Origin of the sequence: Bacillus thuringiensis (assembly GCF_001182785.1) — a bacterium.
GTDB classification, from domain to species: Bacteria; Bacillota; Bacilli; order Bacillales; family Bacillaceae_G; genus Bacillus_A; species Bacillus_A thuringiensis_S.
Map to the genome: position 1 here is coordinate 45,879 of NZ_CP012100.1, position 23,312 is coordinate 69,190.

Consider the following 23,312-nt stretch of genomic DNA (forward strand, 5'->3'; position numbering starts at 1 on the left):
TGTAAGCGAAAGTAACGGAAGTAGTAAAACATAAGAAGGAAGTATTAGGAGTCTATCAAATTCCTGATACTCCTTTTTCATATGCAGAATGACGGATAGAGATAGAAAGGAGCAAATCATATGCAAACGGTTAGAATGACGACGGCGCAAGCATTGGTGAAATTTTTAAATCAGCAATATGTAGAGTTTGATGGAAAGCAACAAAAGTTTATTAAGGGAATCTTTACAATTTTTGGTCATGGAAATGTAGTAGGCCTAGGTCAAGCTTTAGAAGAAGATGCAGGGGAATTAGAAGTATATCAAGGGAGAAACGAACAAGGGATGGCAAATGCTGCGATGGCCTTTGCTAAACAAAAACATAGAAAACAAATAATGGCTTGTACTTCTTCTGTTGGTCCTGGATCAGCAAACATGATTACCTCTGCAGCAACAGCTTCTGCAAATAATATTCCTGTTTTACTACTTCCAGGTGATGTATTTGCAACGAGACAGCCTGATCCTGTTCTTCAACAAATTGAACAAACACATGACTTATCTATTTCTACGAATGATGCTTTCCGTGCAGTAAGTAAGTACTGGGACAGGATAAATCGTCCTGAACAATTGATGACAGCTATGATTCAAGCCATGCGTGTTTTAACGAATCCGGCAGATACAGGAGCTGTAACAATCTGTTTACCACAAGATGTCCAAGGAGAAGCATGGGATTTTCCAATTTACTTCTTCCAAAAGCGTGTTCACCGTATTGAAAGTCGTCTACCTACAAAAGCCAGCTTATTGGATGCGGTGGAAATGATTAAGAGAAAGAAAAAGCCAGTTATGATTTGCGGTGGTGGTGTAAGATACGCAGAAGCGGCAGAACAACTCAAACAGTTTGCTGAGGCATTCCGCATTCCATTTGGAGAAACGCAAGCTGGGAAAAGCGCGATAGAAAGCAATCATCCGTATAATCTTGGCGGCATTGGGGTAACTGGAAATTTAGCAGCTAATACAATTGCAAAGGAAGCGGATCTTGTTATTGGAATTGGGACAAGATTTACTGATTTTACAACGGCATCTAAGCAATTGTTCCAGAATAAAGAGGTTGAGTTTTTAAACATCAACATTTCGGAATTCCATGCGAACAAACTTGATGCATTAAAGGTTATAGCAGATGCGAAAGAAGCGCTTCTTGCTCTAATAGATGAACTGCAAGCAATTGAGTATCAATCTAGTTACACAGTAGAAATCGCTGATGCAAAAGAGGCTTGGGAAAAAGAATTAGCACGTCTACATAATGTTTGCTTTACAGATCAAGATTTTAAACCAGAAGTTGAAGGTCATTTCGATGAGAATTTAAATGAGTATGTAGACGCACTTGGTACAGAATTAACACAGACTGCCGTCATTGGACAAATCAATACATTACTTGACGAAGATTCGATTATTGTTGGTGCAGCAGGAAGTCTTCCAGGTGATTTACAAAGAATGTGGGCAGCAAGAAAACCTAATACATATCACATGGAGTATGGATACTCTTGCATGGGCTATGAAGTTGCAGGTGCACTTGGTGCAAAGCTAGCTGAACCATCGAAAGAAGTATATGCAATGGTAGGGGATGGCAGTTACCAAATGCTACATTCTGAGCTTGTCACAAGTCTTCAAGAAAACAAAAAAATTAATGTTTTATTGTTTGATAACTCTGGATTTGGCTGCATTAATAACTTACAAATGGGTAATGGAATGGGGAGCTTTGGAACAGAGTTTCGTTACCGAAACCAGGAAACTCGTAAATTAAACGGGGCTATTATGAAAATAGATTTTGCAGCTAGCGCGGCTGGATATGGCGTAAAAACGTATCAAGTTACATCAATGGAACAATTACAGGAAGCGCTTAAGGATGCGAAAAAACAAACAGTTTCTACATTAATTGATATTAAAGTATTACCAAAAACAATGACAAATGGATACGATTCATGGTGGCATGTAGGTGTTGCAGAAGTATCTAATAGTCCAAGTGTACAAGCTTCGTATGAGAGTAAAGTAAGTAACTTGCAAAAGGCAAGATCATATTAGATAGGACACAAAGAGAGCTTTTATCTACATGCATATTGTCTAGGAAGCTCTCTTTTTAACAATCAGATAAGAGAAGTGGGCAAGATTCTATAACATTTTGTAAAGAGGAGAGACAAGGGGATGTTCAAAGAAAATACAATTAAGCTTGGAATTGCACCAATTGCTTGGACAAATGATGATATGCCGGAGCTAGGAGCAGAAAATACGTTTGAACAATGTATTAGTGAGATGGCACTAGCTGGATTTAATGGAAGTGAAGTAGGGAATAAATACCCGAGAAATACAGTTGTATTAAAAAAATCTTTGGAATTACGAAACTTGGAGATTGCTAGTGCATGGTTTAGTACGTTTTTAACAACGAAGCCGATTGAAGAGACGGTAGAAGAATTTATTAAGCATAGGGATTTCTTGCATGACATGGGTGCAAAAGTCATCGTTGTTTCAGAGCAAGGACATAGTATTCAAGGTTTAATGGATGTACCGCTATTTCAAAACAAGCCCGTTTTTACAGAAGAAGAGTGGGAAAAGCTAGCGGATGGGTTACATCACCTCGGTAAATTAGCTCAGGAAAAGGGGCTACATATTGTATACCATCACCATATGGGTACGGGTGTTCAAACAACGGCAGAAATTGAAAAGTTAATGGATATGACGAATCCAGAGCTTGTATCCCTACTTTTTGATACAGGTCATCTTGTTTTTTCAGGAGAAGAGCCGCTTTATGTTTTGAAAAAATATTTACCTCGTATTAAACATGTACATTTAAAAGATATTCGCCAGGAAGTAGTAGATGCTGTAAAGGAAAGCAATTTAAGCTTCTTACAGGCAGTGAAGAATGGTGCATTTACAGTTCCTGGAGATGGCGTAATTGTATTTGATGAAGTGTTTAATACCCTTGCGAACTCTGAGTATAAAGGATGGTTTGTGGTAGAAGCAGAGCAAGACCCAGCTTTAGCAAATCCTTTTGAATACGCATTAAAAGCTCGAAAATTTATACAAGAAAAAGCAGGTTTGTAATTTAAGCATTTTAAGATTATCCCTAAGTAAATGGTATGGTAATCAACATGTCTTCTTACAAAAGGGGTAAAAAGACGTGACGGTTGATTTTACATTTAATAAATAATATAGAAAAAGGTGAATGTGTAATGCCATTAGTTCAAATGAAGGATATTTTAATAAAGGCAAATCAAGAGAATTATGGGGTTGGTGCTTTTAGTGTCGCTAATATGGAAATGGTAATGGGAGCTATTCGAGCAGCTGAAGAGTTAAGTTCGCCGCTTATTCTACAAATTGCGGAAGTTCGTTTGAATCATTCGCCAATTCATATGATTGGTCCTTTGATGGTAGCTGCAGCGAAAAAAGCAACTGTTCCAGTAGCAGTTCACTTTGATCACGGTATGACGTTTGAAAAAATTAAAGAGACGTTAGAAATTGGTTTTAGTTCGGTTATGTTTGATGGCTCTCATTATCCGTTAGAGGAAAATATACAAAAGACAAAAGAAATTGTAGAACTTGCGAAACAGTACGGAGCGACAGTAGAGGCTGAGATTGGCAGAGTAGGTGGTAGTGAGGACGGATCAGAAGATATTGAAATGATGCTGACAAGTACTAAAGAAGCAAAAAGATTTGCAGAAGAAACAGACGTTGATGCGTTAGCTGTTGCAATTGGAAATGCGCACGGGATGTACAATGGAGACCCTGATTTACGATTAGACCGCTTGCAGGAGATTAATGGGATAGTCGATATTCCTTTAGTATTACATGGTAGGTCTGGCATTAGTACAGAGGATTTCAAGCAATGTATTCAACATGGTGTTCGAAAAATTAATGTAGCAACAGCGACGTTTCAGAATATAGTTTCTACGGTTAACACTGCTGTCCTAAATACTCCTTATTCAGATTACTTTATGTATCATCAAGATGTAATTGAGGCCGCATACGAAAACGTTAAAAATCATATGCTCATTTTCGGAAGTGAAAACAAAGCACAACCAGAAAAGGTTTCTTCATTAATTAATAGAAGGAACTCATAATTTAGTTAGCTGACAAAGATAGAGAATGATAGAGTAGCCATTAATTAAAAGGGGGAGAAAGCCGTGTTAGGAAAATTAGGTGAATTAAATGAAGGGTATAATGTATTAACAGAAATGAACGGTCAATGCAGTGATATGTTAATGGATATAGGCATATATAAGATGTCTAATGGAAAAGAAGAGCTGCTATTTGATAATAAAAATGAAACGGCAGTACTTTTACTAGAAGGGGCAATACGTTTAGAGTGGGATGGAATGGAAAAAGTTATTCAAAGGCAGTCTGTTTTTGAAGAAAACCCTTGGTGTTTACATGTGGCTAAAAATGTGAAGGTTACAATTACTGCTCTTTCAGATAGTGAAGTGCTTGTCCAAAAAACAGATAATGACCAAGAATTTGCGTCAAAGTTATATACTCCAAATGATTGTCAAAGTGTCGTAGCTGGAGAAGGCGTATGGGAGGGAACAGCTCAGCGTGTTATTCGTACAATTTTTGACTATAACAATGCAGCATATTCGAATATGGTTGTAGGAGAAGTTATTTCTTATCCAGGGAGATGGTCCAGTTATCCACCGCATCACCATGATCAACCGGAGGTATATTATTATCGCTTTAACAAGCCACAGGGATTTGGATGTGCAATGGTTGGGGAGGATGCTTATCGCGTTGTACATAATAGTTTTATTACAATTCCAGGTGAGCTAGACCACCCGCAAGCAACGGCACCTGGATATGCAATGTATTTTTGTTGGATGATTCGACATCTTGAGAATAACCCATGGAATGACCGTATCATGGAGGAAGACCACAAGTGGTTATTAGAACCAAACGCGAAAATTTGGCCAGAAAAAGAATAGATGAAAATAAAGGTTCTGGACAAAAACGATGTCACTTGCAATTGTTTTTGCTCAGAACCATTAATTTTTTGTCAATGTAGGCAGGCTCTTATGTGAGGTAACGTAAGAGCCTGTTTAAATGTACTACCTTTTTTTATGTACAATAAGAATATAGACAGGGAGAGAAAATCCATATCCACTAAATTAGTAAATTTACGTATTGATTTTGCTTTTAAACAGTTATTTGGAACGAAAGGAAATGAGGAAGTTTTAAAGAAGAAAAGTAATTCTGGATAATAAGGACTTGTTCATTTTAGTTTAGGAAAAATTAAGATTTACTTATTATTACTTTAACTATTTAAAGTGAAACCTTAAGAGAAAGTTTAGATAAAATAAAATTTCGCGTTATAACATAATAATGTAATTTTCATTTGAATAACAAAAAATCTTATAAAAAGGGTACTAGTAATTATTATGGAGCGTGGAATTTATTGAGTACTACAGGAGGGTTTCATGAGTAAAATAATAGTATTATTAAGGAGTCTAGATACAAAACTAATTTTAATTTTATGCATGTTTTGTATTATTAGTACCGCTGCAATTTATAGTAGTCAACAAACTGGTCAGTATGGAAGCACAAACTTTGCATTGCAGCAAGGTAGGAACTATATAATTGGTTTTGTACTGTTAATATTTGTTGCAAGTATTGATTGGGATCAATGGCAAAAGTTCTCTTGGCCATTGTATATTGTTGGGTCTGTGGCAATTGTTATATTAAAAATACTACCGGAGTCAACGTTTACTCCCGTTAAATTAGGAGCAAAAAGATGGTTTCAATTTCCTGTTATCGGTCAAATTCAACCATCGGAGTTTTTCAAAATTGCACTTATTATATTTGTCGCCAATTTAGTAGTGAATCATAACGCCAAATATATGATTCGGACATATAAAACTGATTTCATATTGGTCGGAAAAATTATGTTAGTTTCGATTCCTCCTATTTCTTTAGTATACAGTCAGCCAGATACAGGTATGGTGTTTTTATACGCAGCATCTATTGCATGTATTTTATTTATGTCAGGGATTCAAAAGAAATTAATTACATTTTGTACAGTCATTCCGGTAACTATATTATCTACATTAATATTTATATATAAAAAATATCCAGATTTTTTCTTTAAAGAATTAGTTACAGCCCTTCCCGAACGAGAAAGCCCCTCGCGTTTAGGCAGGGGATGAAAGTGAGATTGGATAAGGAGTGCTACTAAAAGCCGCAAGGTTTGTGGCACTCTAAGTATCCAAAATGTTGGTATCTTTTATTTTTTTATCTTTCGTGTTGCAGTTTTATAATCCAACTGATACAATACAAACATGATGAATGATTATAGAAGAATCAAAACAACCGTGTCATTAATTAACTATCATTTTGTGTTTTGCCCACGATACAGAAGAAAGATTTTTCTTAATACAAAAGTAGAAGAACGTTTCAAAGAGTTGGTTCAAGAAATATGCGGAGAATTGGATGTTTCTATTGTTGCAATGGAATGCGACAAAGACCACGTTCACTTGTTCTTAAATACACCACCAACACTTAGTCCTGCTGATACAATGGCAAAAATTAAAGGAGTGACATCAAAACGTTTGAGAGAAGAGTTTCCTCATCTTCAACACTTGCCGAGCCTATGGACGCGTTCTTATTTTGTTTCTACTGCTGGAAATGTATCAAGTGAGACAATAAAACATTATGTTGAAAATCAAAAAACGAGGGGGTGAAACTTGTGCCACAAACCATCACAGTTAAAGTTAAATTGCTTCCAACAAAACAACAAATCATGCTATTGGAACAAAGTAGCCACGAGTATATAAAAGTCATTAATGCCCTTGTATCTGAAATGGTTGAATCAAAGAAAAGCACGAAGAAAAGTACAAAGGATATTGAAGCCAATATCCCAAGTGCGGTGAAAAATCAAGCAATTAAAGATGCGAAAAGTGTGTTTTCTACAAAGGTGAAAAAGAGTAAATACAAAATCGTTCCGATTCTAAAAAGACCTGTTTGTGTATGGAATAACCAAAACTATTCATTTGACTTCACGCACATTTCAATTCCGTTTATGGTAAACGGAAAGTCAACTCGTTTAAAGGTTCGCGCTTTATTAATAGACAAATATAATCGCAATTTCGAATTGTTGAAGCACAAGTTAGGTACACTCCGTATCACGAAGAAATCTGCTAAATGGATTGCTCAAATATCTGTCACGATTCCTACAAACGAAAAAACGGGAACAAAGATTTTAGGAGTAGACTTAGGTCTTAAAGTTCCTGCGGTAGCCATCACAGATGATGATAAAGTTCGTTTCTTCGGGAACGGTAGGCAAAACAAATTTATGAAACGTAAGTTTCGCAGTGTTCGCAAGAAGTTAGGAGAAGCTAAGAAACTGAATGCCCTTCGTCAACTTGATGATAAAGAACAAAGATGGATGCAAGACCAAGACCACAAAGTAAGTCGTGTAATCGTTGATTTTGCAACGGATAATAATATTTCTGTCATTCGATTAGAGCAACTAACGAACATTAGACAGACGGCACGAACAAGCCGTAAAAACGAAAAAAATCTACACACTTGGTCATTCCATCGTTTAGCACAATTCATCGAGTACAAAGCGACATTAGTTGGCATAAAGGTCGAATATGTGGACCCTTCTTATACAAGTCAAACATGTCCGAAATGTTCTGAAAAGAACAAGGCGCAAGACAGAAAATACAAGTGCCAATGTGGATTTGAGAAACATCGTGATATCGTTGGGGCGATGAATATTCGCTACGCAACTGTGGTTGGCGGTAATAGTCAATCAGCCTAAGAACCTATATGGTCTGTCTTAGGAGGGGTGATGGCACACCCTCATCTTGAAGGCTGTTCAAAACAGAAATGGACTGCGAATGCTTAGTCATTCAAGAATCCCATCCGTTACACCGTAAGGTGTAGGACTTGCGGCTTTAGCCGTGGGAGTGTCAAGGAAATAATGATTGTGGGGGAAAAAGATGAAATGGGGAATAGAAGCAATAAAGAGTTATGAATTAAATTGTAATGACTTAGATCGATATACAATTTTAAGGGAAGAATACCAAAGTACAAACTGGAGTTATTTATCTCTCTCGCATCTTCAAAATTTCTTAGAAACATCAGGTTTGGAAAGAGATATGATATTAGAAATGCTGCCAATTAATTTTAAAGGAATTGTATGGAAGTCTCTTGAAAGCGAGGACTTGGAATTTCTAAATACTTTAACAAGCCCTATTAGATGTTTGGAGATTTTAGATAGATATAACTTAATGGATTCTGCAGCAACTCATATACCAAGCATGGAATATAAACTGAGATGGTTAAAAGAGCGCTGGGTGAAAGGATATTATATTTTCGCCAACTGCTGAGATAAAGCTTGAATAATAGAAAGGAGGATATATTTGAGAGGACCGACTCATGTAGCAGCAGGGGCAGCATTCGCTTTAAAATAGCGTCAAGTTCTTACGTAATATATTAGAAGCTTGGTACTGATCCATACAAAGAAAAGACACCAAAGGCGTCTTTCTCCGTATGGAACCATATTAAGTTTAATGTTATGGATAAGATTTCTAACCAAAATGATTGTTGCAATTTAATATATTTTTAATGCATGGATGTGTGCATTCTTATGACAAATAGATTGTGCACTATCATGCAAGTTAGTATTTTATTAGTAATCATTTTCATCTGAGTTACTATTATAACTAGAATTATAAGAGGGACTATCATACCTAGAGGAATCTTCATTTTTGTAACTAGAAGTGCTGTTATAATTGGAGTTACTATATGAACTTTCAGAACTTGAACTATTAGAAGAGCTATAATAGCTAGGGGAACTGTAGTCGTCATAATAGTCGTTAAAATCATCTTCATCATCCAAATCAGAATTTACAACTTTATTTGTATTTGCTTTCTTTCCAACTGATTGAACTCTATAAGACGTATTCCTTTTTTTATTTTGTTTTCTTTTTCCAGTTCCTTTAGATTGCAACGAAGGTGTATACGTTATAGGTATTACTCTAGATAATCCCCTTACAAATAATCGAACAATACATACTAAAATCCACATGCAAATAATAAATACAAAGACATAAAGAGCAATGTTGTAAATCATATTGTTTATTGTATCTATCATCGCACCCTTTGAAATATTAAACATAAAATCAATCACCGCCATTTTTTATAAGTTTTATATCAAAAACGTAATATTAATCTAAATAGAATTATAAAATATTTTTTCCATTTTTTATATAAAAAATATGAATTTGTTACCGCGGATTAGAATTAAGAAAAAGACACCCTGAGGTGCCTTTCAATGACCTTAGTATCATTTTTTAGTGTGAAAAGGCAAATTGTATACAGTTTGATACTCTGGCGGGATTATTTCATTTGTATATAAATTATTTTAAACTTTTCCTCATTTTCATGCACTTGAAATTTAATAGTGAGGGATACTGCTACATGCCCATCAACTTAAGAAAAATAAATGTCCCAAAAATTATAAAAGGAACAAATTAATTTACTCTTTTTTTACTTGAATTCCACATGACATTTAGTATCAATGATTCCAAAAGCAACTTTACATGGGAACGGATTTTTTCCTTTTGAAGCAGCGCGCATACATGAAAGCACCCAATAATCCAATTCTAAAGGTAAGCGGAATGCTTGGATACTACTATCATCGTTTTTTACTGTTACGATTGGTGTATTTACCCTAGTTGTAGCGAAACCGTCCGTTGTTATCATTGCTACTGCATCATTATTATGAAAACCAGCGCTTAAAACCTCGTAAGTTATTCCATCATTCTCATTAATAATCATAGGTATATTTAAATAGGGATAGTTATTTATATTGTTATGAATAACTGTTCTTGCTGTATTCTTTCTTATCTGATTCCCTTGCATTTTATACACTCCTTTATAACAATCCAAACGTTTAAATCTATTCTATTTTACATCAAGTATATCCGAAAATTGTAGTGTCAACTTATTATAGAAAGCATCCGTACATATGATAGCGTTATTTAACGGATCTATATCAATGATGGTCATATAGTTAGTAAGTAAATAGCCGCCTTCATAATATGTAATTAGTATTTCTTCTTCGGATAATAAGGAACATAAAAGCATGTTCTCAATCATTTCTTTTTCTTCAGAGGTTAAAATGGGACGTGCTATTTTATTTTTCTCTTTGATTATTTCACGTATTCCGGCGAATTGTTCTGGCATTGCTGCGAACGGAGACCATTTGACCATTCCTCTTCCTTTTGGCATATTGGTGTTACTCATGATTTATGTCCTCCTATTAGTGTGTTTCTGTGTCTAGCTGTAGCGCTATGCGTGTAGGAAATCCCTCGTAAAATACTGTTTTTCCCAAACTTTGTGCGTATTTCATCCATTACTTTTGTCAACTTCACTTCTTGTTCTCGTTTTGTGACATCATCAAAAAGAGAAATTTGTTCTTCCCCTTCTTGAATTAGGTTTGTTAAAGATATGTTTATGCTACGAATGGGTTCGCCAGTATATTGCTGATGTAAAAAGTATGTACAGATATGATAAATATCCATTGTTAAATTTGTAGGACGGTTTAAACTATGTGTTTTTCTAATGCCACCTGCATTATTCTTGCTATAACCAACAGAGAAATGAACGGTTCGAGCAAGTTTGTTTTGTTGTCTTAATCGATAGCAAACTTCTTCGGTATGTTCCAGCAGGATAATCGGAAATTCTTCTATTGTGTAGTCACGCATTAGAATTTGGCTTTTTCCAATAGAAGTTGTGGCAGGAACATATTTTTCTGAAATGCGACTAAAGTCAATTCCATGGCTATGTAAGTGTAATTCTTCTCCAATCACGCCAAAGCTTTGTTTTAAATATTTAAGAGGATAATTAGCTAAATCTCCAATTGAATGTATTCCTTTTCGATTTAACTTTGTTTCAGTTTTATGTGAAATTCCCCAAAACTTACTAAGTGGCCGTATGATCCATAATTTTGTAGGTACATCTTCGTATTTCCAATAAGCAATTCCGTCTGTACTTTGCTTTGCTTCAATATCTAAAGCGACCTTACTCATCAATAGGTTAGGACCAATTCCGATTGTGCATTCAATTCGTGTATGTTCATATATTTCACGTTTAAACTGAAATGCAAATTCATGTGGATTTCGGGCAAATAGATGGATGCTATCGGTAATATCCATAAAAAATTCATCAATGCTGTATTGATGAAAGTCTTCAATAGGAACATATTGTAGAGCTAACTTCGTTATGTAATTGGAGCATTTAATATATGTTCCCATAATGGGATTCACAATAAGAATATCTTTTTGCCGAGGAATCTCGTATAGCCTTGCCATCTTCTTTACACCCATTGCTTTTAATGGTGGAGTTGCGGCTAGAACAATTGAACCGTTTCTATTTACATCCCCGACTACAGCTAATTTTGTATGAAGTGGATCTAAGCCCAATTTAATACAACTAACTGAGGCATAAAAGCTTCGAAGATCAACACATAAAATGATTCTATTCGGTAAAATTGAATAGTCATACATCATAATTCCTCCCAACAACAAGAACATCTGTTCTTGTTATACACGAACTTACGTTCTTTTATGAAGTGGTTTTTGAAAAATATTTATGAATTAAAAATACGCAGAATGAAAGAGAGAGCGGCCTAATGTAGTTGGAGTGTTTAGGTTATAAACAGTGTTAGCTATATTAGGTAGTGAGGGAAGAAAAGGATAGGAGGGAAGTTCTTTAAATCAATTTCTAAGTATTTGAAATATAAGTGTTGACTGTAATTTATTACCTATGCTAACATATAGATAATTTAATTTAGGCGGTGGATATGTATTGGACTCAGACGTTGACTCGGATAGTTGGCTAAATAACCTCGATTTTCTTAGAGTACCTCTTATTATTTTGAGAATGTAGATTGTAAACAATCTTATATTACACGCAGTTAATAAATAGTAAGTAGGGAAAGTGAAAATATATTAGGAGGTGAATCCTTTAGTTTTTACGAAACTAAGGGGATTAGTTGGACATATTTAATTTAATTATGGTAGCGGTTTTAGTCGCATGTACCGCGTTTTTCGTGGCAATTGAGTTTGCTATTGTAAAAGTAAGAGGATCAAAGATTGATCAATTTGTATTAGAAGGAAAGAAGGGTGCGTTGGCAGCTAAGAAAGTAACGTCAAATCTGGATGAATATTTGTCAGCTTGTCAATTAGGTATTACAGTGACAGCAATGGGACTAGGGGCATTAGGTGAACCAACCATTGAGAGACTTTTACATCCTTTATTTGATAAGTGGAATATCAACCCTTCCATTGCAGGTGTATTATCTTTAGGAATTGCTTTTACTTTTATGACGTACTTACATGTTGTAGTTGGTGAATTGGCACCCAAAACATTTGCGATTCAAAAGGCTGAGAAGGTTACTTTATTGCTTTCAGCTCCGCTTATCTGGTTCCACAAAATCATGTATCCGTTTATTCGATTGTTGAATGGCTCTGCAAGGATGATAACAAGACTATTTGGTTTAAAACCAGCATCAGAGCATGATGTCGTACATACAGAAGAAGAATTACGATTGATTCTTTCGGAAAGTTATCAACGTGGAGAGATTAATCAAGCTGAATATAAATATGTAAATAATATTTTTGAATTTGATAATCGTATTGCAAAAGAAATAATGGTCCCTCGTACAGAAATTATAGGGCTTCATGTAGAGAATTCTTTAGCGGATCATATAAATATAATCCGTAATGAAAAGTACACACGCTACCCTGTATTTGGAGAAGACAAAGATGAAATCATTGGCATGGTGAATGTGAAAGATTTCTTGATTCGTTATATGAGTAATGAATCAAAAGAATTTAAATCTATTTCCTCGTATACGCGTCCAGTAATTGTAGCAATAGAAACCATACCAATACATGATTTATTATTAAAAATGCAAACGAAACGTATTCCATTGGCTGTATTATATGATGAATACGGCGGTACAGCTGGTTTGGTAACAATTGAGGATATACTAGAAGAAATTGTAGGCGAAATCCGTGATGAATATGATGGAGATGAGCTTTCACCAATTCAAAAAATGAATAATGATCATATTGTCGTAGAAGGTAAAGTGCGTATTAGTGAAATAAATGATTTGTTAGGATTACATATGAATGATAGTGATGTTGATACAATTGGTGGTTGGATTCTAATGCAGAATTATGATATCCAGGAAGGACAAACCTTATTTAGTGAAGGATATGCTTTTACAATTCTTTCAAAAGACCCCCACCAAGTTAAGCGTGTTGAAATACAAAAAGAAATTTTAGAAGCAGCAACTGTATAGTTGCTGCTTTTTATAGGGGTAGCAGAAAATGAAAGCAAAGATACTTGTAACATTAACCTTACCTGTTATGTTATTAGCAGGTTGTACAACCGAAACATATGGACTTACACAGTCAGAGTTCAGACAAGTAGATAAAGAGTTTAAAGCAGATAAGATGATAAAAGACATGAAACAGTTGCATTATAGCGATGAACAAATTGAGAAACAGCTAAGAATGGCGTTAGCACAATTAAAGTATGAAGAGGAAATGAAGAGGAAAGAGAATGACAAGTACAAGGGTATAGAGACGGAAGAAGACACCAAGAAAGACAAGAAGAAAGAATCAATAGGGGACAATGAAACAGTCTATGAAAAGAAAGCAAAAGAAAAAGTAACGGTAACGGAAAAAAGATATCCGTATCAGTTATACGAAATCTATGCCAGACTTCAGTATCAAATTGAATATCTAGGTAAGGGGATGGAAAAATCAATTAATGAGCGTAGTGCTACCGTGAACTACACAAGAGAAGAATCAAAACTGGTTGATATGCAACTAAACTACATACTTAACCTGGTGCCAATCGGAAAGTACGAATCAAACTATCCTTTACTCGAAGAAGGTGTATCAAAGTTAAGAGAAGCTTTAGAACTCATTGTAGACTTTGGTATGAGAGCGCAAAATCCGTTATATCCTGATAACAAATTACCTGAGGGATTCGACAAAGCCAATGATATGATTATAGACGTACTGAGCACATGGCAACCGATTTTTGATGAAATAGATAAAGATTTCCCTGATGCGAAACGTAAAGCAGAGAAGAAAGTAGAAAGGAATTTAAATGATGATACAGAAGGTGGATTCCGTATTCATAAATTAAATCCTAAAAAGGTAAGCAGAGAAGAAAATAACAACGATTATTAACGGGGGGATGACGTATGAAATCGAAGAAACTAATCACGTTAGCGATTCCGGTTATGTAATTAGGGGGTTGTGCTACGATTCAAGATTCACCAAAGAAAGAAACAAAGACAGAAGAGTCAAGCAAAGCGAAAGCTACTGAACAAGATAAAAAGTCTACTAGCGTGAACTACCCGCCACTTAACATCCTAACGGACTGTTTGAAGTGGGGGCTTCTCGGTTAGTCGTTACTTTTGGTAGCTAACGAATTCGTCCTAAGACAGCCGAGCTAACTCCCTTGTTCCAAGGGTTATTTTATTGCTATCTATGCTAACGCCAATAGGCGTATTGCTTCATTTTTGATATTGATAGCTGCGTTATAATCTCTATCGAGATTTACACCGCATATACAAGAATAGACTCGCTCAGACAATGACATATTTTTCACATTTCCACAACTGCTACATGTTTTTGTGGAAGGAAACCATTTGTCTATTTTCACAAGCTGTTTGCCTTGTTCATTTAGTTTATAAGCTAAGAAAGAAGTGAACATACCCCAAGCATTATCAGCGACGCTTTTTCCAAAATGAAGTGCTTGCGATATTCCCTTCATATTTAGATCTTCAATAGCTACAACATCAAAATGAGTAGCTAACTCTTTAGACTTATGATGAAGGAAATTCTTACGTTGGTTTGCTACTTTTTCATGCAGCTTAGCTACACGGATACGTTGTTTATCCCAACGCCCTGAACCTTTTGTACGTCTTGATAATACTCGTTGCGCCTTTGCTAATCGGTCTAACATTTCACGATAGAACTTAGGATAATTGGCTCTCTCATCCTCAGAACTGACGTATAATTGATCCATCGCAAAGTCTAATCCAACAACTGTTTCTACTTCTTTTTGTACGATCTCTTTTTCGTATTCAGTCAAAATGGACACATAGTATTTACCAGTAGGTGTCATAGAAATCGTACATGACTTGATTATATGGTCTTGTGGTATTTCTCTATGCTGTTTGATACGTACCATTTTCAGTTTTGGCAATTTGATATGACCGTTAAGCAACATAATATTTCCGTTCACTACATTCGTTGTATAAGACTTTCTGTCTTTTTTGCTTTTGAATGTTGGGAAGTCATTTTGACCACTAAAGAAATTTTTATAGGCAGTTTGCAAGTTTAGTTGAGCATTTGCCAAAGCTAATGAATCCACTTCTTTTAACCACTCAAATTCTGCTTTGTATTTTGCAGGCGTGGGAAGCTTTTGTTTCTTTAGTTGATCCTTATCATCTTTATGTTTTTCATACGCTTCTTTCCGTTCAGCTAACATTCTGTTATACACGAAACGTACACAACCGAAGGTTTTACATATAAGATGTGCTTGGTCTCCTGTTGGATGCAAACGGAATTTATATGCTTTATTCTGCTTTGTCATATCATTTCACCTCACTTTTCACTTTGATTTTCAATATATGTTTTTACTACGTCTATTGGCGAACCACCAGTAGTTAGCAAGCAAAAACTTCTTGACCAAAACATCTCTTTCCAAAGTTTCTTTTTCACTTGTGGAAAGTCTCTTTTAATAAGTCGAGAACTTGCACTTTTATAAGCATTGATGAATTTTGTCATTTCTGTATTAGGGTGTGCCTTGAACAAAATATGAACATGATCTACATCAAGATTCCATTCAACTAATGTGATGTTATAGTTTTCAGATAGTCGAACAAACATATCTTTTGCATAGTCTGACATATCATCATCAAACACATTTCTTCTGTATTTCACGACCAACACAAGGTGATAATACAACAAGAATACTGAATGGTTATTACTATCTAATTTCATTTATATACCAGCCTTTATCATTTATAAGACTGATTATATCAGAGGCAAAATAAAAAGGAAAACCTTTGGGCTACGCCAAACCGAAATTCATCTCCCACCTACCGTTGGGCTACGCCCTTCACACGCTTGAGGAAGGAGAATTCTTTCGGGAAATTCGTTAAAAATGAAAGGTCTATTGTAGGTAAGTATGGTATTGATTTAGGAGAAGGAGTCAAAACAATACTCGATTTAAAAGATGATATGACATTTGCTTTTTATAAGTATGGGGATTTCTCAAGTAGAGATAGTCTAATGAAAGGAACATACGGGTTAGACGTACCTTCTTTACAATTAACATTAAAATTAACAAGCGTAACTGAGAATGGTCATAAGACTCAAAGAACTGAGAGTTTTAGATATCAGGTACAAAATTATGATTTAAATATGTTACAACTTTATAGTGCAGACGAAGATGTCCGTATGAGATTGATTAAACAAGGGTAAATATATTAGTAGGATTAGGTGAAAAAGCCTAGCTCTTATTTTAGGGGGATATTGCATAAATGGAGCGGGTTATACAAGAGTTTTTTTCTCCAAGTAAAAACTATAAGGTTCAAATCATTAAAAGAAAAGATGGTCTATATACAACAGAAGCGTATAGATGGATGGAGGATTGTGGATATGAATTTTGGAGTTATATATCACAAGGATTGACTTTGGTAGATAGTGAGGAACATGCGCGGAAGATTGCTATGGAACAACTAATAGAATGTTCAAGAGAAAGGTTTAAAAATACATAATTATATTTGTAAAATTATAAAGAAGTATAATGTTTTATTATTAGTGAAAGAACAAAAATCATTTGTAAGTGAACTTAGTAGTATCAATTTCTAGATTTATATACTTTTATGAAAATACATGAAGTAAATTCCATTTTATCTTATTTGTTTTATAGGAATTATAAGGTATACTAAAAGTAGGTACAAAATGTATCATTTGAAAAAGAGTGCAAGGCAAAAAGGAATCCGTAAAGGATTCCTTTTTGGTTTTTTTTAAATGAAGCAACGTTCTAATTATCTATTTATTTTTTATGAATGAACTACCACTGTATAATATTAAAAGTGATTTTTGGAAAATTCTCATATTCCTGCAACAAAGCAAAGGTATGTTATGTGTGTTAACTATAAAGAGAAAGAAGGGGAAGTTATGAAAAAATTTTGCTAATTATTGCGTTATTAGGCATAATGAGTTTTGGAGTTCAGGAAATGAATATAAGAGATGATGCATACCACAAGGGCGATTCAAAAATTAGTTTTTGGGATTTGAAAAGAACGGGTACTAATTTCATGAATAGTACGTCATTACCTGAAAACTATAAAAGTGTAAAAGAAGCTAATATTGAATATGTACGTTTACCACCTGATAAATGGGCAAAAGATAAAGATTTTCTATTTGAGGATAAACCAGATATTTCTGGAAAGAATTTACTGATAGGTAATGCAGATAACTATCAGGGAGTAGTAAAGGAGGATTTAGAAAAATTAAAGGCGGATGTAGATGCCGCACAATCACAAGGAATGAAAGTTGTTCTTACAATGTTATCCTTACCTGTTGATCGATGGCGTCAATTTAATAATAACAAGAATGACGACAGAATATGGGAAGAGGAGAAGTATCAAGAACAAGCAAGTCAATTTTGGAAGGATCTTGCTTTGGAATTAAAAGATCACCCCGCGATTGATGGTTATAATGTTATAAATGAACCACATCCAGACACAACTAAAGATAATAGAGATTATGGTTTTTTTAACAAGAAGCATAAGATGACCGTTTTGACCAAATTATGCTTCCACCAATTTAAACCTTCTAATACTCCTTTTTATAAAAAAGCATATAAATACTTTACTCTTTCCAAAACTGTTCCAGTAGAATGACAATCATGGTACCTACGAGTAATCCATTACTTAAAACATATTGTAAGGAAGGTGGAATTCCGCTAAATGCACTTTCTGGAAGAAACATTATTCCCAAACTGATTAATAATGCAATTCCTAATATAGTTAATCGCCGTTGATTTAATTCTTCACGTAAAATCGATTGAAATGAAATTCCTATCATTTGGACAAATGTTGCTAAAAGTGCAGCATTAGCAATAGGACCTGGTAACATGGATATAAAGCTGACAATTGAGGGAATAAAGGAAATTCCTGCTAACATAAGACTTGCTATAAGGAACGACTTCACTTTTCTTTTTCCTGTTAGTTGAATAAATCCTGCTGATGCAGGTAATGGTACAATTCCAATTGTAGAGAACAACGACGAGATAATATGTGAAATACCTCCGACCCATACACCACGGTTCAGTGTTTGCCTTTCATTTTCTTTAGATAACGGAGCCACTTGTTTTACAGCAGAAACAGCAGCAATCGTATTTGCAACTAAAAGGAATGTAAATAAAGTTGCAGTTAGAGTCATTCCAATATCAAATCTAGGTGTCCCACAAGCAAATATCTATGGAAAGAACTTGGTCAAAAAATAAATATGACGGGGTAGGCTGTAGGAAATCGAATTCGGAGATTAGAGGATTTAGGGATTATTGAACAATATACAATCGCAATAAACCGAATCAAACTAGGACAAACAATAACTGCATTTGTTACTTTGTTTGTAACAACAGATAACCACCAAAAGTTTATGAATTTCTTTCAAAAAGAAGAAGGGATTTCTGAAGTACATCGTATAAGTGGTGAAGGATGTTATTTGTTAAAAACACATTTTGCTTCTAATGAAGAATTGGATAACTTTTTAGGGCGACTATTAAAGCATGGGAATTATCGTGTTAACCTATCAATAGGAAAGTTAAAATAAGGTTTCTTTTCTTCGGAGGGGATAGTAACGTTATTTGCTAATCCTTATTTGTATAGAGATAATAAAGTCGTTAACTTTTTATCTTGGATAGTAAGAGACTTACTACAATTTGTGTGTAGTAAGGCTTTTTAACAATGTTTGAAAAATGCGAGTCATTCTATTCAACAATCGGGCTAAATTTTTGAGGGAAACAGGAGACGGTGTTTTTCAAAGGGAATCATAAAACATTGTGCTTAATAACAGGTATACATCCGATTTCTTTAAGAGCTATTCTACGGAAGTCACGAAGGCTACCGTAGAATAGCTCTCTTATCATTAAGTTATTACACAAAACCCCTTTTGGGGAATTAATGGGGCTATCACGTAAAGGACCTAGTGAATAAGCTAGTAGTTTTGAATATCCTATGTAGCTAATAGGTGTTTTTATTTGCTGTTTTGTAGAATTCATGGCCAGCATATGGGTTAATAATTAAATTACGGCAAATTTATGCTTCCAACTGCGGCCAACTTATAGGTGAAGTGACAATTTTTGGACGGAAGATTACGAAAAATGGCATGTTTAGTTTGTAGAAATGCCTAATACAAGTGTATATTAACGTGTAAAAGGGCTGCAAGTAATTAGCAGTCCTTTTTGCATGTTAAATAAGGACTTACTGAGGTTATAATGAGAAGAAAAAGAACCCTATAGGGTTCTTTTTCAAGGCATATTAACAGTAAGGAGAATCATGAAATGCTACTTCAAATCTTTATTAGGGGAAAGATTTTGAAAAAGCTTAACATACATCTATTTTTACATAAATGTAATATATAGTAAATTGATAATATTTATACTTATTATTACCAATATTTAATTAAGATAGTTAACACTATTTATATAGTGTTAACGAAGTGCATATTTAGAAAACTAATAATAGCCCCAAGTTAGTTATATATGTCTAATATTATATTTTATTTGCTAAAAGAGCTTATAGATATATCATTTCGAAATTTAATTAACATATAAATAATTTTAACTGAAATTGGGTATGTATTAACTAAAAGTAAAAAAATAAACAAAGACCCTGTAATAAATACAGGGCCGGATACAGGGTTAAGGGAACGCATAGTTTCTTAATATCATAGTAGCATATATTCTTTGTATAGCTACATGAGGACTTTGACAAAATTAAGAACAAGACAGAAAATCTGTAGGAAAGTAAATATAGTGCTGGAAATGTGATTTTAAATTAAACTATAGGCATATTGAAATGGATGAAAACTCTTGAGTACCATGATTAAATTGCCTTTAAATATGAGGTTTAGGTTAGAGGGATAATTGGATCTTATTGAAAAGGAAAAATGTTTTTTAGATTAAAAGAAGAAAAGATACCTTTTGGGTGTCTTTTCTTTAGGTAAACAGTTCACATATTGCTGAATTAGATACGAAACCATAATTCGACTACGAATTAAATCCTAACATAATCTGAACAGAAAAAATATGTAATATTATATTTTTAGTTTTTAATTATTTTATTCAATATAGAGAAGCAACGTAAATAAAAGGGCATGCAGTCGTATCAGCAGCCCTTTTTAGGAGGAATTCAAGACACCATTAGGACACGTATTGGTAAACAGGTTCAAAAATAGTATATGTGAAAAGAAAAAGTCCTATACCAAAAGTAGACAGGACCTTATTTTTTTACATTTTAAAAAATGAAATTCCGTCCTTTTGAAATCAGTACAGCACACACTTGGTTTGTAATGAATTTAGAAAAAGTATACATGAAAATGGCAGACAACTATTTTGTTGCCTGCCGGTGCCAGTGGGTTGAATGAGTTAGTCAATTCAATAAATTGTGCTATCCCATTACCAGAAGAGTGAAGCCGCTAGTTCAAACGGCTTAGATATAGTTTGCCTAACAAAGAAAAAATTATAAGTAGAGATTTTGTTTACTCTATATGAAAAGATAAATAGATATTCATCAGACAAGGATAATTTAGCATACCTTGAATAGGGTGTAGGAACGAATTAAAGAAAAGGATATTTGTTTAGGAAGGGACTGACTCAGGAATGGGACTTTCGGACAGGATTTGGGGAGCGATGATTGCCTTTGGCATTGCGACTAATATCGTTGCTTGTATAATGGCAGTATACATTCAAAAATATGAGCTAATGATAAATGAACTTACAAATATTTTATTTTTAATAATTATCTCTTTAACGTTTATTAAGATGAAAATTAACAAATGGGTGGCATTAGGATTTACATTGGTTGTAATAGAGAAAGGTATTCAAGCGGGATATGACTTCTACACACATAATTATTATAGTGTCAGTTGGAGTTTAGCTATCATTGTCTATTGCATATACGAGATGGAAAAGTATTATATTGAAATAAATGAATAGGCGCAACAAAAAGGTGTTAGTAGGCGGAATTCTTTTTAAAATACTATAAAAAAGACACTACAAGAGTGTCTTTTTTTTGAAAATACTCTATAATTAACTTTGGGGAAGGTAATGTTAGAGTATTCGTTTAGCATTATCTTTATATTTGATAAACCATGAAATCGAAAGATTTTGTGGTTTATTTTATGAACAATAGATATTACAGTATTGGCAGTGAGCTATTGATCATTATAAGCATTAGGAGAGAGGGGTTCAAAGTCTAACATCGAATAACGGTTCCGGAATATAGTGTTGCGAAATGATCTCCCATATCCCAAACGGTACTTGCCTGTATATAGCCCTTAAAGCCTTCTGAAGAATAATAAATCTCTTTTGGTATACTTTCTTCAGTTTGGAAATGTGCTTTAGAGTACTTTACATAATGGTTTTTAATAACTTTTGATTCGGGAACAATAGTGTTTTTTTGTTCCATTGTTTGCCTAGCACTAGAAGTTGGTATGAATTTTACAGAATCTTGGTAATTAGTATCTAAGGTGTCAGCTTGTACACTGTGTGACGAAACAAAGGTACTTAAACTACTTCCCACGATTAAAGTTGCAAATGCTAACTTTGAGAATTTTGCTAATCTACTCATTTTATAATCTCCTTTTCATAATTTTGTAAGGTACCTCCTTACACCTCACAGTCTATATCCACTACAAAAGGGTGTACATACATATTGATAGACAAATTTCTACAAAATACCTCATGTTTTGGCGTTTATGTATAATAATCCAATGTCTAATAATCTATCAAAAGTAAAAAGGTAGGTCTTATATAAAAGAAAATGAATAATTTATGCAGAGTTTGTATATAAGATTATTGTTTAAATATTCTAAAATGAGTTGATAAAGATGTTGGTAGGTTTTTTGGAAAAGAAATGATTCCCTAGGTGAAATTTGAAAGAAAGATTCTCTGTTAGAGTTTTTATAAGGGAATTCATTTTCGTAGATTTAAAATGTAAAATTAACTAAAGAATTAAGTACAAGCACACATTTTAAATAAAGGCTCTGTCGGTGGTCGTCTAATAAATGAAATGACTGATGCTTATGATAGTTTGCGTCTAGCAACATTCAGTGTATAAACGAATGAATCAAGAAAAGGGTGAAATATTGGATAACTCGAAATGGATGCCTTTAAGTAATGTTGATGATGATGAGGAAATTTGGGCAGGAGCAAGAGTTAGGTTGTACAATGTTGATATGAATAGAGAAGACAAAGAAAATAATTTCTATGAATATATTATTTCTTATATCTATGACAACAATAACTACTTACAATTAACTAATTTAACAAGAGGAAAAGCAGGCTATGTTATTTGTGTCATTGAAAAAGAATTACCAAATAATTATGCATTGGGCAAAACATTAAAGCAAAGAATAGGCTTAGAAAATACCTATTTTAGATTTGAATGTGAATAATCAACAACTAAGAGAAGTACCAACTCTAAGGTGTCTTCCCATATTTAATACTTTTTATCAATAATTAATATTAACAGAGCCAAAATAAAAAAGTGAGAAAAATGATAAACATTCTTCTCACTTTCATCAATTAGGGTGGCATATACATAAATATGCGTCTGGGTAGATTTTCGGATGAAAAATCCACATGCATAGTATAACAAAAAAATTAAGGTTTTTTGCATGTAATATTGCATATAAAAAATAGTAAAGTTTTAAATTTAAATATTAAAAACTTATATATACATGTTACAATGTAATTCTCTAATTTATTTTATTCTCCTATTTAGAATTTGTGGTTTAGTGATTCAATAATACAAAAGTGGTTGTAATAAATAGATAAATCAATGAAGTAATACAGTTAGAATGGTTAAAAGGCAGTTAAATATAATTATTAAAAGAATAAATGTACTTAGTTAGGTTTTGTGAATTTATTATGGTAAGGATTTCATCTGATTGGAATAGCGCTAAACTAAATTTTTATCCAAACGAATCCAATAATTATTTTCAAAATGAGTA

The 23,312-nt window shown here is 33.9% G+C and carries 19 protein-coding genes and 5 pseudogenes; 16 read left to right on the forward strand and 8 right to left on the reverse strand.

The window, feature by feature from the left end; all coding sequences use genetic code 11:
• Positions 1–120: 120 nt before the first annotated feature.
• From iolD to AC241_RS27480, 8 genes and pseudogenes are all read left to right on the forward strand, one after another.
• Entirely contained in the window at positions 121–2,055 is a 1,935-nt protein-coding gene (gene iolD, locus AC241_RS27445) for a 3D-(3,5/4)-trihydroxycyclohexane-1,2-dione acylhydrolase (decyclizing) (RefSeq protein ID WP_050844925.1), read from the forward strand.
• A 120-nt stretch (positions 2,056–2,175) separates the two neighbouring features.
• Positions 2,176–3,072, forward strand: a complete 897-nt coding sequence (iolE, locus tag AC241_RS27450) for a myo-inosose-2 dehydratase (protein WP_050844926.1) — start codon at positions 2,176–2,178, stop codon at positions 3,070–3,072.
• Positions 3,073–3,200: 128 nt separating this feature from the next.
• Positions 3,201–4,088, forward strand: a complete 888-nt coding sequence (locus AC241_RS27455) for a class II fructose-bisphosphate aldolase (RefSeq protein ID WP_050844928.1) — start codon at positions 3,201–3,203, stop codon at positions 4,086–4,088.
• A gap of 63 nt (positions 4,089–4,151) precedes the next feature.
• Entirely contained in the window at positions 4,152–4,943 is a 792-nt protein-coding gene (locus AC241_RS27460) for a 5-deoxy-glucuronate isomerase (protein WP_050844930.1), read from the forward strand.
• 492 nt (positions 4,944–5,435) lie between these two features.
• Positions 5,436–6,137 (forward strand): annotated as a pseudogene (locus AC241_RS27465) (FtsW/RodA/SpoVE family cell cycle protein); the annotation flags it as partial.
• Positions 6,138–6,293: 156 nt separating this feature from the next.
• The gene (tnpA, locus tag AC241_RS27470) at positions 6,294–6,695 is read left to right on the forward strand and encodes an IS200/IS605 family transposase (protein ID WP_050844931.1); all 402 of its coding nucleotides are present in this window, start codon (positions 6,294–6,296) and stop codon (positions 6,693–6,695) included.
• Positions 6,696–6,700: 5 nt separating this feature from the next.
• Positions 6,701–7,780, forward strand: coding sequence for an RNA-guided endonuclease InsQ/TnpB family protein (locus AC241_RS27475; protein WP_050844933.1), 1,080 nt, complete (start codon positions 6,701–6,703; stop codon positions 7,778–7,780).
• A gap of 181 nt (positions 7,781–7,961) precedes the next feature.
• Positions 7,962–8,351 carry a hypothetical protein gene (locus AC241_RS27480; RefSeq protein WP_050844934.1) on the forward strand — a complete coding sequence of 130 codons (390 nt, stop codon included), beginning with the start codon at positions 7,962–7,964 and terminating at the stop codon, positions 8,349–8,351.
• A gap of 302 nt (positions 8,352–8,653) precedes the next feature.
• Here AC241_RS27480 and AC241_RS33545 read toward each other — a convergent pair whose 3' ends face one another.
• The 4 genes from AC241_RS33545 to AC241_RS27500 form a co-directional block, all read right to left on the reverse strand.
• Positions 8,654–9,160: a hypothetical protein gene (locus tag AC241_RS33545; protein ID WP_230690626.1), complete on the reverse strand. Its 507-nt coding sequence runs from the start codon at positions 9,158–9,160 to the stop codon at positions 8,654–8,656.
• A gap of 353 nt (positions 9,161–9,513) precedes the next feature.
• Complete coding sequence (locus AC241_RS27490) at positions 9,514–9,888, reverse strand: hypothetical protein (RefSeq protein ID WP_050844936.1); 375 nt, start codon at positions 9,886–9,888, stop codon at positions 9,514–9,516.
• 42 nt (positions 9,889–9,930) lie between these two features.
• On the reverse strand, positions 9,931–10,272 hold the full coding sequence (locus tag AC241_RS27495) for a YolD-like family protein (RefSeq protein ID WP_050844938.1): 342 nt from the start codon (positions 10,270–10,272) through the stop codon (positions 9,931–9,933).
• Entirely contained in the window at positions 10,269–11,534 is a 1,266-nt protein-coding gene (locus AC241_RS27500) for a Y-family DNA polymerase (protein ID WP_050844940.1), read from the reverse strand. Before AC241_RS27500 ends, AC241_RS27495 begins: the two co-directional genes overlap by 4 nt.
• A 488-nt stretch (positions 11,535–12,022) precedes the next feature.
• Here AC241_RS27500 and AC241_RS27505 point away from each other — a divergent pair, with 488 nt between their 5' ends.
• Both AC241_RS27505 and AC241_RS36070 read left to right on the forward strand, forming a co-directional pair.
• Positions 12,023–13,336 (forward strand): hemolysin family protein, encoded by a 1,314-nt coding sequence (locus tag AC241_RS27505; protein WP_050844942.1) that lies wholly within the window; start codon positions 12,023–12,025, stop codon positions 13,334–13,336.
• A gap of 28 nt (positions 13,337–13,364) precedes the next feature.
• A pseudogene (locus AC241_RS36070) lies at positions 13,365–13,584 on the forward strand (hypothetical protein); the annotation flags it as partial.
• 954 nt (positions 13,585–14,538) lie between these two features.
• Here the strand turns inward: AC241_RS36070 and AC241_RS27515 are convergent.
• The gene (locus AC241_RS27515) at positions 14,539–15,651 is read right to left on the reverse strand and encodes an RNA-guided endonuclease TnpB family protein (RefSeq protein ID WP_050844945.1); all 1,113 of its coding nucleotides are present in this window, start codon (positions 15,649–15,651) and stop codon (positions 14,539–14,541) included.
• An 11-nt stretch (positions 15,652–15,662) separates the two neighbouring features.
• Entirely contained in the window at positions 15,663–16,061 is a 399-nt protein-coding gene (gene tnpA / locus AC241_RS27520) for an IS200/IS605 family transposase (protein WP_050844947.1), read from the reverse strand.
• Positions 16,062–16,187: 126 nt separating this feature from the next.
• On the opposite strand from tnpA (AC241_RS27520), the gene AC241_RS27525 reads away from it, so the two are divergent.
• From AC241_RS27525 to AC241_RS27535, 3 genes and pseudogenes are all read left to right on the forward strand, one after another.
• Positions 16,188–16,544, forward strand: a complete 357-nt coding sequence (locus tag AC241_RS27525; protein WP_050844949.1) for a DUF3994 domain-containing protein — start codon at positions 16,188–16,190, stop codon at positions 16,542–16,544.
• Positions 16,545–16,603: 59 nt separating this feature from the next.
• Positions 16,604–16,840, forward strand: coding sequence for a hypothetical protein (locus tag AC241_RS27530; RefSeq protein ID WP_050844950.1), 237 nt, complete (start codon positions 16,604–16,606; stop codon positions 16,838–16,840).
• 370 nt (positions 16,841–17,210) lie between these two features.
• A pseudogene (locus AC241_RS27535) lies at positions 17,211–17,863 on the forward strand (cellulase family glycosylhydrolase); the annotation flags it as partial.
• Positions 17,864–17,942: 79 nt separating this feature from the next.
• Here the strand turns inward: AC241_RS27535 and AC241_RS27540 are convergent.
• Positions 17,943–18,551 (reverse strand): annotated as a pseudogene (locus tag AC241_RS27540) (purine/pyrimidine permease); the annotation flags it as partial.
• On the opposite strand from AC241_RS27540, the pseudogene AC241_RS34395 reads away from it, so the two are divergent.
• A pseudogene (locus tag AC241_RS34395) lies at positions 18,522–18,908 on the forward strand (Lrp/AsnC family transcriptional regulator). The pseudogenes AC241_RS27540 and AC241_RS34395 overlap by 30 nt on opposite strands.
• A gap of 2,050 nt (positions 18,909–20,958) precedes the next feature.
• Positions 20,959–21,294, forward strand: coding sequence for a hypothetical protein (locus tag AC241_RS27550; protein ID WP_050844954.1), 336 nt, complete (start codon positions 20,959–20,961; stop codon positions 21,292–21,294).
• Between the two features lie 259 nt (positions 21,295–21,553).
• Here AC241_RS27550 and AC241_RS27555 read toward each other — a convergent pair whose 3' ends face one another.
• Positions 21,554–21,928 (reverse strand): hypothetical protein, encoded by a 375-nt coding sequence (locus AC241_RS27555; protein WP_050844956.1) that lies wholly within the window; start codon positions 21,926–21,928, stop codon positions 21,554–21,556.
• Between the two features lie 535 nt (positions 21,929–22,463).
• Between AC241_RS27555 and AC241_RS27560 the strand changes: the two genes are divergently transcribed.
• Positions 22,464–22,754: a hypothetical protein gene (locus AC241_RS27560; RefSeq protein ID WP_050845376.1), complete on the forward strand. Its 291-nt coding sequence runs from the start codon at positions 22,464–22,466 to the stop codon at positions 22,752–22,754.
• The last annotated feature ends 558 nt before the right edge of the window (positions 22,755–23,312 follow it).